9 protein-coding genes and 1 riboswitch are annotated in these 16,060 nt (G+C 59.5%); of the genes, 6 read left to right on the forward strand and 3 right to left on the reverse strand.

All coding sequences use genetic code 11. From position 1 onward, the window contains the following. Nucleotides 1–680: 680 nt before the first annotated feature. The 6 genes from H9Q10_RS08330 (at nucleotide 681) to cytX (ending at nucleotide 10,917) form a co-directional block, all read left to right on the forward strand. Nucleotides 681–959: a hypothetical protein gene (locus H9Q10_RS08330; protein WP_197903509.1), complete on the forward strand. Its 279-nt coding sequence runs from the start codon at nucleotides 681–683 to the stop codon at nucleotides 957–959. 181 nt (nucleotides 960–1,140) lie between these two features. Next, nucleotides 1,141–3,390, forward strand: coding sequence for a DNA internalization-related competence protein ComEC/Rec2 (locus H9Q10_RS08335; protein ID WP_238480176.1), 2,250 nt, complete (start codon nucleotides 1,141–1,143; stop codon nucleotides 3,388–3,390). A 421-nt stretch (nucleotides 3,391–3,811) separates the two neighbouring features. Next, nucleotides 3,812–4,564, forward strand: coding sequence for a tetratricopeptide repeat protein (locus H9Q10_RS08340; RefSeq protein WP_197903510.1), 753 nt, complete (start codon nucleotides 3,812–3,814; stop codon nucleotides 4,562–4,564). A 252-nt stretch (nucleotides 4,565–4,816) separates the two neighbouring features. Then, entirely contained in the window at nucleotides 4,817–8,248 is a 3,432-nt protein-coding gene (gene dnaE, locus H9Q10_RS08345; RefSeq protein WP_197903511.1) for a DNA polymerase III subunit alpha, read from the forward strand. Nucleotides 8,249–8,394: 146 nt separating this feature from the next. Continuing rightward, on the forward strand, nucleotides 8,395–9,219 hold the full coding sequence (locus H9Q10_RS08350; protein WP_197903512.1) for a hypothetical protein: 825 nt from the start codon (nucleotides 8,395–8,397) through the stop codon (nucleotides 9,217–9,219). A 190-nt stretch (nucleotides 9,220–9,409) separates the two neighbouring features. After that, a riboswitch (TPP riboswitch) is annotated at nucleotides 9,410–9,504 on the forward strand. 189 nt (nucleotides 9,505–9,693) lie between these two features. Next, nucleotides 9,694–10,917 carry a putative hydroxymethylpyrimidine transporter CytX gene (gene cytX, locus H9Q10_RS08355; RefSeq protein ID WP_197903513.1) on the forward strand — a complete coding sequence of 408 codons (1,224 nt, stop codon included), beginning with the start codon at nucleotides 9,694–9,696 and terminating at the stop codon, nucleotides 10,915–10,917. 165 nt (nucleotides 10,918–11,082) lie between these two features. Here the strand turns inward: cytX and H9Q10_RS08360 are convergent, their stop codons facing one another. The 3 genes from H9Q10_RS08360 to recG all read right to left on the reverse strand — a co-directional run bounded on the left by H9Q10_RS08360 (nucleotide 11,083) and on the right by recG (nucleotide 15,927). Then, nucleotides 11,083–12,306: an aromatic amino acid transporter gene (locus H9Q10_RS08360; RefSeq protein ID WP_420841859.1), complete on the reverse strand. Its 1,224-nt coding sequence runs from the start codon at nucleotides 12,304–12,306 to the stop codon at nucleotides 11,083–11,085. 352 nt (nucleotides 12,307–12,658) lie between these two features. After that, nucleotides 12,659–13,798 (reverse strand): BPSS1780 family membrane protein, encoded by a 1,140-nt coding sequence (locus H9Q10_RS12250; RefSeq protein ID WP_338082315.1) that lies wholly within the window; start codon nucleotides 13,796–13,798, stop codon nucleotides 12,659–12,661. 89 nt (nucleotides 13,799–13,887) lie between these two features. After that, on the reverse strand, nucleotides 13,888–15,927 hold the full coding sequence (recG, locus tag H9Q10_RS08370; RefSeq protein WP_197903516.1) for an ATP-dependent DNA helicase RecG: 2,040 nt from the start codon (nucleotides 15,925–15,927) through the stop codon (nucleotides 13,888–13,890). Between the last annotated feature and the right edge of the window lie 133 nt (nucleotides 15,928–16,060).

The following is a 16,060-nucleotide window of genomic DNA, read 5'->3' on the forward strand; positions in this document are numbered from 1 at the left end:
GGCTACCTGAAAATGTTGGCTTCAAAGGATGAAGCATAAGAAGGGCGCTATTTTAGCGGCAAATGCCGGGCGTGGGCTATGCGCGCATAACGAGGCTACCTGAAACTAATGTCTTGGTGGAGCCAAGGATGAGTTTTTGCGAAGCTAAAGTGCAAGCTTCGACGATATGGACCAATGGCTTGGCATAGCCCAGGCTGAGTTTCTGCCAAGTTAAAATCTTTGGCAAGAGATGTCTGCTTAAATGGGCGGCATGGCGTGTTTGGGCAAAATTATGCTGCCCGGGCAGGCGGAAAACGGGAATTGTTGTTTTTTTGCACACGCTAAATCGGCTTGCGGAAACGGGTTTTACAATCGTGCGTGTAGGTATAATGCAAAAATATGCAAAGAGAAGCAGTGCAGTATATTGGCATGAAAAATATATATTTTTTGGCTATAAGGATAGAATTGTGCCGTTGCCTGGGTGAAATATGTTAATTGATGCCCGGTTTGGTGCGGCTTTCTGCTAGCGGCCGGGTGCGGCGATAGAGAACCGGAGCAAGATAATTGCGTTGCCAGCGACGGGCAAACAGCGGATAATGCGCAGCAATTCTTAATTGGAATTTATCTGTGAGACGGCTAGAGGTCCGCAGATAGGGAATTTTTTAAAGTTATAACTTGAATTTGTTTAGAGGTAATTCAACATGAAAAAATCTTTGTTTGCCGCTGCCCTGATGTCTTTGTTCTTGGCTGCTTGTGGTGGCGAAGCTCCGGCTCCCGCTGCTTCTGACGCTTCTGCTGCTTCCGCCGCTTCTGAAGCCATGGCTTCTGAAGTTGCCGGTGCCGCTTCTGCTGTAGAACAGGCTGCTTCTGAAGCTACTTCTGCCGTTGAAGGCGCTGCTTCTCAGGCTACTGCCGCTGTTGAAGGCGCTGCTTCTGAAGCTACTGCTGCTGTTGAAGCTGCTGCCAGCTCTGCTAAGTAATCCAGCGGTTACTTGAAAATTTAAAGCCTTGCCGCTTGTGCAAGGCTTTATTTTTGCCCGCCGCCTGCCTGCTTTCGTTTCCGGCATGGCGGCGGTTTGCATTTATGGGCGCTAATTTTGCCAAGCATTGGCCGGATTTGCTATAAAGGCGGCTGTTTTGTAAAACCGGTACACGGCAGGAATGGCAATGATTCGAGGCGGGTTGTGGTGGTGGATAGCGGGTGTGCTGCTGGCATTTTGGTTGCCGGCAGCACATTTTGCTGCCATCACGGCCGCTTCGGCAGCGCTGCTGGGTTTGCTCGGCTGCTGGCGGCGGGCGCGCGGGGCGTGGTGTTTGCTCTTGGGCTTGCTCTACGGCGTGTGGCGGGTGCAGCTGGCGCTGGCGCAGCAATGGCCGGCCGAGCCGGAGTTTCAGCGGGTGCGGCTAGATTTTCAGGTAGCCTCTGTGGCGGAGATGTCGGCGCAGGCGGTGCGTTTTGAGGCTTGGGCGGAAACGGAACAGGGGCAGCGCTACCGTTTGCTGGTGTCCGACCGGCAGCTGCGCGAATGGCGGCCGGGCAGCCGCTGGCGGATGACGGTGCGGGTGCGGCCGACGGTGGGCGAGCGCAATGCAAACGGCTTCGACCGCGAGGCGTGGGCGCTGAGCCGGCGCATTGACGGCATTGCTTCCGCCGCAAACGAGCGGGTGACATTGCCGCCGGACACGGGTTGGCAGGCGCGTTGGCAAAACTGGCGTTACAACCGGCAGCAGGATTGGCAGCAGGCGGCGCAGGAATATCCGAACGGCGCGGCGCTGATGCAGGCTTTGGGCGGCGGCGGATACGGCGGGCTGGCGGATGAGCATTGGCAGTCGTTCCGCAACTTGGGCATCAACCATCTGATCAGCGTGTCCGGGCTGCACATCGGCATGGTGGCGTTGGCGGCGGGTTATCTGGCGCGGCTGGTGCTGCTGCGTTTGCCGCTGGCGGAACCGCGCCGTTGGTATTTGGCGGCGGGTTTGGCGGCGGCACTGTTTTATTCGGCGCTGGCGGGCTTCGGCGTGCCGATTCAGCGCAGCCTGCTGATGCTGGCGGTGTTTGCCTGGCAGTGGTACCGGCGCGGCAGCCCGCAGCCGTGGCGGGCGTGGCAATATGCGCTGGCGGCGGTGTTGCTGTTTGACCCGCTTTCGGCTTTGGGCGTGGGCTTTTGGTTTTCCTTCGGCACGGTGGCGGCGCTGATTTGGGCGGCGCAGGGGCGGCTGTATGCGGGCAGGTGGCGCACGGCGCTGCGTGGGCAGTATGCGGCCACGCTGCTGGGCTTTTGGTCGGCGGGGCAGGCTTTCGGCGTGGTGCCGCTGCTGGCGCCGCTGGCCAATGCGCTGCTGATCCCATGGTTTTCCTGGGTGTTGGTGCCGCTGGCATTGCTGGCGGTGCTGCTGCCGTTTGCAGGCTACCTGAAAACGGCGGCGGCCGTCGGCGAATATACGATGCAGGCGGTGCTGTGGCTGGGGGCTTGGGCGCCGACGGGGGCGCTGGCGCATTTGCCGCCGCTGTTTTGGCTGGCGGTGTTGGCGGCGCTGGCGGTGTGGATGCTGCCGCGCGGCTTGGGTTTGCGGCCGTGGGCGGGGCTGGTGTTGGCGGCGTCTTGCCTGTATCGCGCGCCGGCGCCGGAAGCGGGGGTGGCGGCGGTGCGGATAACGGATGTGGGGCAGGGGCTGGCGGTGCAGGTGCGCACGCAAAACCATTGGCTGCTGTTTGACACGGGCACGGCGGGGGCAGCGCAGATGCAGCTGTTGCCCAATGTGTGGTCGCAGGGGCTGGGCGCGCCGGATGTGTTGGTGCTGTCGCATCATGATGCGGATCACGACGGCGGCTTTCCGGCTTTTCAGGTAGCCTTGCCGCCGCACAAGCTGTATGCCGGGCAGCCGGAGGCGTATGCGCAGGGGGCAGAGTGGTGCGCGGGCGATACGGCTTGGGCGTGGGACGGGGTGCATTTTGAGTTTCTCACGCCGCCGCGCAGCCCGGAGGCGGACGATAATGAGCAAAGCTGTGTGCTGCGCGTGGTGGCGGGCGGGCAGGCGCTGCTGATTGGCGGGGATTTGGGCGTGGCGGGCGAGCGCTGGCTGGTGGGGCAATACGGCGCTTCGCTGCGCAGCCAGCTGCTGGTGTTGGGGCATCATGGCAGCCGTTCGTCTTCTTCGTCGGCTTATTTGAACACGGTGGCGCCGGAAGCGGCGGTGGCGGCCAACGGCTTTGCCAACCCCTACGGCCATCCGGCTGAAATCGTGCGCCACCGGCTTTCGGCGCACGGCATCCGGCTCTACACCACGGCGCGCGGCGGGCAGCTGGATTTTGTGTTGGGGCGGGATGGGGCGATGGTGCCGCGGCGGCTGGGCAGGAGGTTTTGGCAGCGCAAGCCGTTTGATGATGAGGCGGGGAAGGTTTTCAGGTAGCCTGCGGGGTGGCTGTGGAGCTAGCTGAAATAGGAATGTGTAGAAATCAATTGTATTGTTTACACTTACAGATTTTGTTTGAAGACTAGATTTAGCAGACATCTGACATTGTTTAGAATATCGGTGGACATAGTAAATCAATGGATGTAGTAAATTGTTTTGTTCTTGATGATGGATACATATTGGAAATCATTTAAATAAAAATAAGAATGAGTCGTGTAGTAAAATACAAAAATAAGTAGATTATTTATAATAAGTTATGTGATGTTTTAGACAGTCATAGCATTTTAATGCTCAAGTTGTTATAAATATTGATTATAGGCTATGTAGCGGCCTAGATATGAAGGAAAGTTGAGTTAAAATATACGCCGTATAATTACAATCTATTTTCTCGCTGATTTATCTAATTTAAGGAATAAAAATGAAAAAATCTGTTTTGATGGTATGTTTGCTGACGGTATCACTTCCTGCAGTAACTGCACCGGAGATAGGACAACGACAGTTGGAGCAGGTAGCTATTGCTCATGAACGGCGGGACTATAATCGTGAAGTAGCAATATTATTGCCATTGGCGGAGCGAGGAAATGCAACTGCACAATATAAGCTCGGGGTTTTGTATTTTGATGGGCATGGAGTAGAAAAAGACTATACGCGTGCTCACTCTTGGTTTGAAAAGGCGGCAGTCCAAGGAAATGCACTTGCACAATATAATCTTGGTGTTTTGTACACAAATGGACAAGGAGTAGAAAAAGATTATGTTATTGCCCGTAATTGGTTTGAAAAGGCTGCTGAACAAGGGGTTGTTCGTGCAAAATATAATCTTGGCGTTTTTTATCAGCGTGGGAGAGGGGTAGAGCAAGATTATGTTCGAGCTCGTGCTTGGTATGAACAAGCTGCAACTCAAGGATATGCATCTGCTCAACGCAACCTCGGTGTTTTATACGCGAATGGGCAAGGGGTAGCGAAGAATTATATTACTGCTCGTAATTGGTTTGAAAAAGCTGCAGTGCAAGGAGATGCAATTGCACAATATAATCTTGGTGTTTTGTATGAGAGTGGATGGGGTGTTGCACAAGACTACACTCGTGCCCGTTATTGGTATGGGAAAGCCGCATCGCAGGGACATACTGCTGCACAAACTGCTCTACGCCAATTGCAGCAAATACAACGTTAATCCACTAACTCTCATTAAAGACTACCTGAAAAGTGTATTCTGTAGCAGGCGATATTTTCAGGTAGCCTTTTCATTGTACGCCCCTGCCGCACCTGCCGCCCGTTTGCGGTACAATGTGCGCCCTCATCCTGTTCCATCAGGCTACCTGAAAGCGTCAGCTTCAACGGAGTGGACCGATGTCTTGACGCAGTCAAGGCTGAGTTTCTGCGAAGTTAAAACCGCGTAGCCCCATCCCATCCCCAAGCCCGAAATATGACCGCCCCCGTTTACATCCCCCTGCGCCAACACACCGAATTTTCCATCACCGACGGCACATTGCGCATCAAAGAGCTGGTGAAGAAGGCCGCCGCCTTCGGCCTGCCCGCGCTGGGCATCAGCGATTTGATGAACACCTTCGGCCTGGTGAAATTCTACAAAGCCTGCCGCGGCGCCGGCATCAAGCCCGTGGTGGGGGCGGACGTGTGGGTGGCCAACCCGGAAAACCCCGAGCAGCCCTTCCGCGCCATGCTTTTGGTGCGCAACGAAGCGGGCTACCGCCGCCTGTGCGAGCTGCTCACCCGTGCCTATGTGGGCAGCGACCGCAACGTTGCCCATGCCGAGCTTGCGCCGCAATGGCTGGCCGAAGGCGGCAACGAAGGCCTGATCTGCCTCTCCGGCGCGCACCTGGGCGAAGTGGGCCGCCAGCTGATGAACGGCCACGAAGAAGCCGCCCGCGCCGCCGCGCAAAAATACGCGCAATGGTTTCCCGATGCCTTCTATCTGGAGCTGCAAAGGCTACCTGAAAAACCGGAATGGGAAACTTCGGTTTCAGGTAGCCTCAAACTGGCGGCCGAGCTGGATTTGCCCGTGGTGGCCACCCATCCGGCGCAGTTTCTCAACCCCGACGATTTCAAGGCGCACGATGCGCGCGTGTGCATTGCCGGCGGCTGGGTGCTGGCGGATAAGCGCCGCCCGCGCGAATTTGTGCCAGGCCAGTATTTTGCCTCGCCGGAAGAAATCGCCGCCCGCTTTGCCGACCTGCCCGAAGCGCTGCAAAACACGGTGGAAATCGCCAAACGCTGCAACCTCACGCTCACGCTGGGCAAAAACTTCCTGCCGCAGTTCCCCACACCCGACGGCATGAGCCTAGACGACTACCTCTCCCACCTTGCCAACCAAGGCCTGCGCGAGCGGCTGGCCGCGCTCTATCCCGACGAGGCCGAGCGCGCGCAAAAGCTGCCCGAATACCAGGCGCGGCTGGATTTCGAGCTGGGCACCATCGTGCAGATGGGCTTTCCCGGCTACTTCCTGATTGTGGCCGACTTCATCAACTGGGCAAAAAACAACGGCTGCCCGGTGGGGCCCGGGCGCGGCTCGGGCGCCGGATCGCTGGTGGCCTATTCTTTAAAAATTACGGATTTAGACCCGCTGCGCTATGCGCTGCTGTTTGAGCGCTTCCTCAACCCCGAGCGCGTGTCAATGCCCGACTTCGATATCGACTTCTGCCAAAACAACCGCGGCCGCGTGATTGAATATGTGCGCCAAAAATACGGCTTCGAGGCGGTGAGCCAGATTGTTACCTTCGGCACGCTCTCTTCCAAAGCCGTGATCCGCGACGTGGGGCGTGTGCTGGAGCTGCCCTTCGGCGTGTGCGACAAGCTTTCCAAGCTGATCCCGCTGGAAGCCAACAAGCCGCTGAGCCTGGAAAAGGCGATGGAAGCCGAGCCGGAAATCGCCAAGGTGCTGGAAGAGGAAGAGGCCGAAGAGCTGATGGAGCTGGCTAAAAAGCTGGAAGACCTCACGCGCGGCCTGGGCATGCATGCTGGCGGCGTGCTGATTGCGCCGGGCAAGATTTCCGATTTCTGCCCGGTGTATCAGGCAGACGAATCCGCTTCACCCGTGTCGATGTATGACAAGGGCGACGTGGAAGACATTGGGCTGGTGAAATTCGACTTCCTCGGCCTGCGCAACCTTACCATCATTGAAATGGCGCAGGCATTCATCGCCCAAACCACCGGCGAACACATCGACATCAACCACATCGACCTGGAAGACCAGCAGGCCTACGAAGTGTTCCGCAAGGCCAACACCACGGCGGTGTTCCAGTTTGAATCCACCGGCATGAAAAAAATGCTGGCGCAGGCCAACACCACCAAGCTGGAAGAAATCATCGCCTTCGTGTCGCTCTACCGCCCGGGCCCGATGGATCTGATTCCCGACTTCATCGCCCGCATGAAGGGCGCGCGCTTCGAATACATGCACCCGCTACTCGAGCCCGTGTTGCAGCCCACCTACGGCATCATGGTGTACCAAGAGCAGGTGATGCAGGCGGCGCAGGTGATCGGCGGCTATTCGCTGGGCGGCGCCGACTTATTGCGCCGTGCCATGGGCAAGAAAAAGCTGGAAGAAATGGTGAAACACCGCGCGATTTTCGCCGAAGGCGCGGCCAAGCAGGGCATCAGCCAGGAGAAGGCCGACGAAATCTTCGACTACATGGAAAAATTCGCCGGCTACGGCTTCAACAAATCCCACGCCGCCGCCTACGCGCTGGTAGCCTACCAAACCGCCTGGCTCAAAGCGCACTATCCCGCCGAATTCATGGCCGCCACCATGTCGAGCGAATTGGACAACACCGACCAGCTCAAGCTCTTCTACGACGATGCGCGCGCCAACGGCATCCGCTTCCTGCCGCCCGATGTGAACCATTCCGGCTACTATTTCCAGCCCGATGCCCAGCGTCAAATCCGCTATGCGCTCGGCGCCATCAAAGGCACCGGCGAAGCCGCGGTGGAAGCCATTGTGGCCGCACGGGAAACCGGCGGCGCGTTTACCAGTTTGTTCGACTTTTGCGAACGCGTGAGCCGCCAACACATCAACCGCCGCACCATCGAAGCCCTGGTGCGCGGCGGCGCCTTCGACAGCATCGAACCCAACCGCGCCCGCCTGCTCGCCAACATCGACCTGGCCATGAGCAACGCCGAGCAGCAAGAAGAAAACGCCAACCAAGGCGGCCTCTTCGATATGGTGGAAGACGCCATCGCCCCCTTGGAAATGGCAGATGCGCCGGCCTGGGGCGAAGCCGAGCTCTTGGCTGAAGAAAAGCAGGCTATCGGCTTCTATTTTTCCGGCCACCCCTTCGGCCCCGCTGAAAAAGAAGTGCGCCAGTTCGCCCCCGCGAAACTATCGCAGCTCAAACCGCAAGACAACGTGCGCGTGGCCGGCTTCGCCACCGCTGTGCGCAGCATGGTGGGCAAGCGCGGCAAAATCGCCTTCGTTACCCTGGAAGACACCGGCGGCAAAGCCGAAGTGATGATCAGCGGCGAAACGCTCGAACAGCTCGGCCGCGACACCCTGCGCGCCGACCAGGTGCTGATTGCCGAATGCCGCATCAGCAAAGACGATTACGGCGGCGAAGACGGCCTGCGCATCATCGCCAACCGCGTCTACACCCTGCAGGAAGCCCGAAGCCACTACGCCCGCGCGCTCACCCTGCACCTTTCCCCGCAGCACGACATCCGACGCCTGGCCGAGCTGCTGCAACAGGGCGGCGAAGGCAAACGCGTCCCCCTGCGCCTGCATTATGCCAATGATCAAGCCGCCGGCGAACTCATCCCCGACGGCCGCTGGCAGCCCTGCCTGAACACTGAGCTGCTGGAAGCGCTGGTGTCGCTGCTCGGCGAGCGGCAGGTGGGCGTGAGCTGGTAGGGCTACCTGAAAAAGGTGGCCGGCAAGATTTCAGGTAGCCTTTCGCTGCACAAGAAGGCTACCTGAAAATAAGCCGGTGCAGCTTGGGTTAGGCGGTAAGCCGTAACCCAATATTCCTTCTGTGCCTCAATCACAAAGAAGAAATCATGAGCCAAACACTCAGCATCACCCAAATCAGCCAAAGCGCAGGGGCAAAGCGCACCATTGCCAATATGGCCAAAGCCATGCGTTTGGATGCGGGCTGGCTGTATACGCTGCTCAGCCTGCATTGGAATTATGACAAAAAAGGCCGCGAGGCAATGGGCTGGGTGGAAACCAAAAACGACGATGCGCGGCAGGAAGCCTATGCCGAGATTTTGTCTGTTTTCAATCTGCCTGAAACACCCGTTTCTCCTACTGAAGCTGCCGAAGCCGTGCTGCACGTGCTGCACCACACCAACGAAGCCGCCTTGCAGCAACGTTTTGCCGCCGCTGCCGCACGCGGCGATTTTTCCGTGGTGCAGGAGTTCCGCACCCATCATTACCACCGCAACGCCACCGCCGAACGCCTGCTGAAACTGTGGGATAAACCACTCACACCGAAATATATCGCCGACAAACTGTTTTATAAGGTTTTTTCCGCATATCACGCCTGCGACCCCTATGTTTGCCTCGTGCTGCCCATGCCCTATATCCAAACGGATTTTGAGCCGACAGGCTGGGTGGACGAATTCCTCGGCCAAGTCAAAGCCGCACACGCCGAACAGCCGGCCTTGGGGGATTTGGTCAAACTCATCGCGCCCTATTGCAAAGGCAACAAATATTTCCGCCAAGACGTGCTGGTTGCGCTGTCGTTTGCGGGGTTACTGCCCGTGGTGGGGCATGATGTGCAGAATCTGTATCTGCCCGACTGCCAGCAACGGTACAGCCCCCACTTCATGTCTAACGAATGGGCGTATCCGCTGCGTTTTTGGAACAGCCAGCAGGCATAGCAGGCGGAGGGGCAGCCGGCCGCAGGCCTGCAATCCTGTCTACAAACCGCCAAGTATTTTTCAGGTAGCCTTCCCACCCTGCCGGAGGCTACCTGAAAAGTTACTGCATAGTGGCCGGAATATTCTTCAGCTAGCCTGCGCCCGTTTGGCAGGCGGTTGGACAAAGTGGGGCGGCGGGGTATAATCGGCGGGCAATTAGTCGGGGTGCTGCGCAAAGCGGCTGAGAGGATACCCGTTGGACCTGATCCGGTTAGCACCGGCGTAGGGAACTATGGCGGATGATGTTTAAACCATACGGCATTGGCTTGCCGGTTTCGGTTTGAATGGAGCCCGCCGGCATCCGAAGGCAAGGCTGCCTTTTTTCTCAGTGTGTGCGTTGTGTGTCCCGGCCGATGTTGCCGGGCTTTTTCATGGCGGTTTGCCGCACAGTTGCCCGGCCTATTTCGATAACGGATAACTGGGAGCAGGCATTAAATGGAACAACATCAAGGCGATAAACTTTCTGTGGGCGCTTCGGCGCTGATTTGGTTTGGAGCGGCGGTGTCGGTGGCGGAAATTCTCACCGGCATGCTGTTTGCGCCGCTGGGCTGGCGTATGGGGCTGTTGGCGGTGGCCGTCGGCCATGTGATCGGCGGGGTGCTGTTTTACCTGGCCGGGCTGATTGGGGCGCAAACGGGGCGCAGCGCGATGGAAACAGTGCAGCTTTCCTTCGGGCGGCACGGCTCGCTGCTGTTTGCGGCGGCGAACGTGGTGCAGCTGGTGGGCTGGACGGCGATTATGATTTTCGCCGGGGCGCAGGCTGCGGCGGCGCTCACGGCGGGCTGGGGCGGGGCACAGGCTGGGTGGAGCATCATCATCGGCGTGCTGATTTTGCTGTGGTTGCGCATCGGGATGCGTAATTTCAGCAAAATCAACTTGGTGTCGATGGGTACGCTGTTTTTGCTCACGCTGTGGCTGAGTTTTCAGGTAGCCTCTGGCGAGCCGGCGGCTGCTCAGCAATCGGAAGCGATGAGCTTCGGGCTGGCAGTGGAATTGGCGGCGGTGATGCCGCTGTCGTGGCTGCCGCTGGTGTCGGACTACACGCGGCGGGCGGCCAAGGCGCGGCCGGCCACGCTTTCGGCCACGCTGGCTTATTTCTGCACCAGCTCTTGGATGTATGCCATCGGTTTGGCGGCGGCGCTGTTTGCCGGCCAGGGCGAAATCGCGCCGATGCTGCAATATGCGGGGCTGGGCGCGGCGGGGATTTTGGTGGTGGTGTTGTCTACGGTGAGCACCACGTTTTTGGATGCCTATTCGGCCGGGGTGAGCGCTCATGCCATCAGTGCGCGCTTGGGCGAAATGGCGGTGGCGTCGGGGGTAACGCTGTTGGGCGTGCTGCTGGCGCTGTTGTTTGACGTGGGGCGTTTTGAGGGCTTCTTATATTTTATCGGTTCGGTGTTTGCGCCGATGATTGCGGTGCAGATAGCGGATTATTTTGTGTTGAAACGCGCGCCGGCGGCGGGGGCGGCGGATTGGGTGAGCCTGGCGCTGTGGCTGGCGGGCTTTGTGTTTTACCGCCTGATGCTGGAATGGCAGCCGCCTTTGGGCACGACGCTGCCGGTGATTGCGGCCACTTTCGCGCTGACGGTGTTGGTGCGCAGGCTGCTGGGGGCGGCGAAATCGGATGGCTCTACGGCGGCGGAACCGCGCGGAAATTGAGCGGGCAAGGCATGATAAAAGAGGGCGCGTGCGGCATCCTCTTTTTTCAGGTAGCCTCTAAGCAGCCATAGGGCAGGAATGAATGCCGATCTACATTTTTCAGGTAGCCTCAAATATTTTCAGGTAGCCCTTGGCAGGCTACCTGAAAAATTTTTGCCAAACCAATCAGCCGGTAAACACGGGCAGGATATTGGCGCGGCTGAGGACTTGCGCGACCACGTTGGCCAGGCCGAACAGGAACACCCACACCATCAGCCAGCGGCCGCCGTACACGCGGTAGCCCTTGCCCGGGCCGAACTTTTTGCGGCAGGCGTGCAGCAGCAGGGCGGGCACGAAGGCCGTCCACACCGTGGCGGCGAAACCGACATAGCTGATGGCGAGCACGAAGCCGGTGGGGAACAGTAGGCAGGCGATCAGCGGCGGCAGGAAGGCCAGCGCGGCGGCTTTGCTGCGCCCGGCTCGGCTGCGGCCGAAGCCGAACAGGTCAGTGAGGTAGTCGAGCAGGCCGAGGGTGACGCCGAGGAAGGAGGAGGCGATGGCCATGTAGGAGAAGAAGGAGAGCACTTTCACCAGCCCGCTGCCGGCCACTTGCGAGAGCGCGGCGAGCAGGGCGGCCACGTTGTCTTGCGCGGCAATCACGGGGCCGAACTGGCTGCGCGGCAGGTTGCCCTGCACGGCAAACTGCCACAGCGCGTAAATCACCAGCGCGATCAGCGTGCCCAGCCATAGCGAGCGCGCCACTTTTTTGGCATCGCCGCGGAAATAGTCGAACAGGCCGGACACGTTGCCGTGGAAGCCGAAGGAGGCGAGGCACACGGGCAGGGCGGTGCCCAGGTAAATCCAGTAGTTGCCGTTGTGGCTATTGCTCAGGGTGTCGAACAGGATGGCGCTTTGCGCGGAGCCGAGCAGGCCGCCGTTGGCCCACAGGAAGGTGATGACCATGCCGCCGATGAGGATGCTGGTGGCGCGGTCTACCCAGAAGGTGGACCACCACACGCAGCCGGCAAACACCAGGGTGAACACGATCTGCCCCACCGGCAGCGGCGCACCGAGGGCTTGGGCGGTGAGGTTGCCGCCGGTGAAGATGTAGGCGTAGGTGAGCAGGTAGAGCACGAAGGCCACGGAGAGGCCGGTGATGATGCTCCAGCCGCGGCCGAGCAGGTCGCCCACGATGGTGTCGAAATTGGCACCTTGGGGGTAGTGGGTGGTGGCTTCGAGAATCATCAGGCCGCTGGAGAGCATGGAAAACCAGGTGTAGAGCAGCACGGCGAGCGAGCCGGCAAACCAGATGCCGGCGGTGGCGGTGGGGTTGGCGAGCATGCCGGCACCGATGACTGTTCCGGCAATGATCATGGCGCCGCCGAAAACGGAGGGGTGTGATTTCATGATGTGATGGGGTGGATGGAAGGGTGGGCTTGGCGGGAAAGAAGAAATTTGCTTTGCTCGTTTTCGCTTTGCAGAAACTCGCTTCGCACATTTTCAGGTAGCCTTTTGCGCCGTTGGCGGGCAACAGGTGGAAAGGCGGGAAATAAAACCGCCGCCCCGGAAAAGCGGCGGCTGCGGCAGGATTATACGGATTGCGGCCCGGTTTGACTATAAAGTTGCGGGAAAGAGGTTACCTGAAAACGATGTCTTGACACAGTCAAGGCTGAGTTTCTGCGAAGCTAAAGCGCCAGCTTCAGCACAGCTAAAATGCTGCCGAAGCGCTGTCGGCTATCAACGCGGTGCGGCAGCCGGGTTTTTACGAAGCGAAAATATCGGCTTCAATGAGGCGGAAGCGCGTTTGGTTTTTCAGGTAGCCTTTGGCGGCGGGCGCGGATGTTATTCTTCTTCGAAAAACAAGTCGCGGTACTGCATAGGGCAGGAGGAACAATATGGGCAGGAAGGCCAGCATGATGAGGATAACCAGCAGCACGACCAGCCAGCCCATACCGGATGATGCTGATAGCGAGCTCAGCAGCCCGATTAGAAACACGGTGCTGAATATCGTGCCGCAGAAGGCAAGGCCGACATAAAGGGCACACAATATCGCGCCGACGATATTGCGGAGGAAGCCTTTGCAGCTCAGGCCGACGGCGCGGAACAGTTTTTCGTTTTGCAAGATAATCAGCGTGGGCACGAGGAAGGTGAGCGCCAGGTAAACGACGAAGAAACCGATATTCAAGGCGTTCATGCCGGCCGGCATATCATTTTGCCTGCTGTAGGCGAAAGCTTCTAAGCCGTCTAAACCATCATTACCAAGTAGAATGAATATGGCTATGCCGTACAGGAAGGTGAGCGCCAGGCTGAACAGGCCGACACCGAGCAGGGTTTTGCTGTTTTTCCAGAAGCCGGTGAGGAAGATATCGCCGATGCCGAAGTTGCCGCGCTGTTCGACGCTCTGCGCGGCATAGGCGATGCCGGCGAGCAGGAAGGTCATGAGCAGCGGTTGCAGCAACATGCCGATAAAAGGCAGCAGAATGATGACGAAGTTGGCAAGCAGGATCAGCAGCGACGCGCCCAGCCATTTGATTGGCTGCTGCTTGAACAGCCGCCAGGCGTTGCGCAGCCAAGTGATTGCGTGGCCGGGGCCGACGGATTGCGGTTCGCCGAGATAGCCGTCGGCATCGCGGCTGGGTGTTCTTCGGCGGGGGTGGAGGGCGGGGCGTAACGGTTGAATTCGGGGGTGTTCATGATGGGTTGGTGTGGTGTGGATAGGGCTGCTTATTTTAGCCGAAGAGGGGTGTGAACGCGGGGTGCGGCGGCTTGTCGGGCGGCGGGTTGTGGGGAAAATGCACGTGGCAAGGCTTGGCTTGAGACGGATGGGAAGGCTACCTGAAAATGTGTCTGCCCGAATGGCAAAATGCGGTTTGTTTTTCAGGTAGCCTGAAGGATGCGTGATAGGCTACCTGAAAAAGAAGGGCTACCTGAAAACCTATTACCAAAATCGCAGGGCATGACTTGTTTTCAGGTAGCCTTTGCCGTTTGCGTTCACACGCCGAGATAGGCTTCGCGGCTGGCCAGCCAGCGGGCGAGATGGCGCTCTACGATGTCGGGGTGGCGGGCGATGAGCTCGGGGGCGAGCTGGCGGGCGGCTTCGAGCAGGGGCAGGTCTTGTTCCAAATCGGCGAAGCGCAGCATGGGCAGGCCGCTTTGGCGGGCGCCGAGGAATTCGCCCGGGCCGCGGATGTTGAGGTCTTGGCGGGCGATTTCGAAGCCGTCGGTGTGTTCGTAGATCACTTTGAGGCGGGCTTTGGCGGTGTCGCCCAGGGGCTCGGCAAACAGCAGCACGCAGCTGGACACGGCCGCGCCGCGCCCCACGCGCCCGCGCAGTTGATGCAGTTGCGAAAGCCCCATGCGCTCGGCGTGCTCGATCACCATCAGCGCGGCGTTGGGCACGTCCACGCCTACTTCGATCACGGTGGTGGCCACCAGCACATGAATGCGGCTGGCGGCAAATTCGGCCATCACGGCGGCTTTGTCGGCGGCTTTCATGCGCCCGTGCACCAGGCCGATGGTGAGCTCGGGCAGGGCGGCTTGCAGCTCGGCGAGCGTGTCGGTGGCGGTTTGCAGTTGCAGCGCTTCGCTCTCTTCAATCAGCGGGCACACCCAATAGGCCTGTTGCCCTTTTTTGCAGGTGGCCAGCACGAAGCCTTCCACTTCGTGGCGGCGCAGGTTGTTTACCAGGCGGGTTTTGATGGGGGTGCGGCCGGGCGGCAGCTCGTCGATAATGGATACATCGAGGTCGGCGAAGAAGCTCATGGCCAGGGTGCGCGGGATGGGGGTGGCCGACATCATGAGCTGGTGCACGTCGCAGCCTTTGTTTTTCAGGGCGAGGCGCTGGGCGACGCCGAAGCGGTGTTGCTCGTCCACAATCACCAGGCCGAGGTTGTGGAAGGAGACATCGTCTTGAAACAGGGCGTGGGTGCCCACGGCGAGGCGGATGCGGCCATCGGCGAGCGCGGCTTTGGCCTGCTCTTTTTCTTTCTTTTTGAGGCTGCCTGAAAGCCAGGCCACGCTGATGCCCAGCGGTTCGAGCCATTGGCGGAATTTGATGTGGTGCTGCTCGGCGAGGATTTCGGTGGGCGCCATCACGGCCACTTGGGCGCCGGCTTCGATGGCGGCAAGCGCGGCGAGCGCAGCCACGATGGTTTTGCCGCTGCCCACGTCGCCTTGCAGCAGGCGGTGCATGGGGTGGGGCTGCGCCAAATCTTGGCGAATTTCGGCCAGCACGCGCTGTTGGGCGGCGGTGAGGGCAAAGGGCAGGCTCTGCACCAGGGGCTCGGCGAGGCTGCCGTCGCCCACCAGCGGCATGGCCTGGCCGCTGAGGCGCTGCGCGCGGGCGAGGCGCATGGAGAGCTGCTGGGCGAGCAGTTCGTCGAATTTGAGGCGTTGCCAGGCGGGCAGGCTGCCATTAGATAACTGGGCAACGCTGTATTCGGGCGGCGGGGCGTGCAGGAGGTGCAGGCTTTCGGCCAGCGGGGGGAGCTTGAGGCGGGCGAGCAGGTTTTCAGGTAGCGTGTCGGCGAGGTCGGTTTGCCCGAGGGCTTGGCGGATGATGCGGCGCAGGGTGGGCTGGCTGAGGCCGGATACGGTGGGGTAAACGGGGGTGAGGCTTTCGGCCAGGCTTTGGCCGGCGGCGTCGCGGATTTTTGGGTGCACCATTTCGTCGCCGAAAAAGCCGTGGCGGATTTCGCCGATGGCGCGGATGCGTTTGCCTACGGCGAGCTGTTTTTGCTGGCTGGGGTAGAAGTGGATGAAGCGCAGGTGGAGCACGCTGCCGGAGTGGTCGCGGATTTGCACGATGAGCTGGCGGCGCGGGCGGAACTGCACTTCTTGGTGGGTGACTTCGCCTTCCACTTGGCAGGAGAGGCCGACGGGGGCGTTTTTGATGGGGGTGAGGCGGGTTTCGTCTTCGTAGCGCAGGGGCAGGTGCAGCACGGCGTCCCACAGGCTGCGGATGTGCAGCTTGGCGAGCTTGCCGGCGGTGGCGTCGGTGAGCTTGAGTTGTTGTTTGAAGCTGGGGCTCATGGGGGATGGGCTACCTGAAAAGGGTTTGGCTGCGGCCGCTGGGTTGGGCGAAACGAAAACGGGTGGCGGGATTGTACTGGAGCGGGTTGGTTTCAGGTAGCCTTTGGGTGGAGGGGTTTATTGTGCTGAGCTA

It is taken from the genome of Eikenella glucosivorans (genome assembly GCF_016025525.2).
GTDB classification, from domain to species: domain Bacteria; phylum Pseudomonadota; class Gammaproteobacteria; order Burkholderiales; family Neisseriaceae; genus Eikenella; species Eikenella glucosivorans.

Excerpts from the sequence above, each read along its gene's own strand:
- H9Q10_RS08330 (WP_197903509.1), top strand. The coding sequence starts at position 681 with ATGAAAAAATCTTTGTTTGCCGCTGCCCTGATGTCTTTGTTCTTGGCT.
- H9Q10_RS08335 (WP_238480176.1), top strand. The coding sequence starts at position 1,141 with ATGGCAATGATTCGAGGCGGGTTGTGGTGGTGGATAGCGGGTGTGCTG.
- H9Q10_RS08340 (WP_197903510.1), top strand. The coding sequence starts at position 3,812 with ATGAAAAAATCTGTTTTGATGGTATGTTTGCTGACGGTATCACTTCCT.
- dnaE (WP_197903511.1), top strand. The coding sequence starts at position 4,817 with ATGACCGCCCCCGTTTACATCCCCCTGCGCCAACACACCGAATTTTCC.
- H9Q10_RS08350 (WP_197903512.1), top strand. The coding sequence starts at position 8,395 with ATGAGCCAAACACTCAGCATCACCCAAATCAGCCAAAGCGCAGGGGCA.
- cytX (WP_197903513.1), top strand. The coding sequence starts at position 9,694 with ATGGAACAACATCAAGGCGATAAACTTTCTGTGGGCGCTTCGGCGCTG.
- recG (WP_197903516.1), bottom strand. The coding sequence starts at position 15,927 with ATGAGCCCCAGCTTCAAACAACAACTCAAGCTCACCGACGCCACCGCC.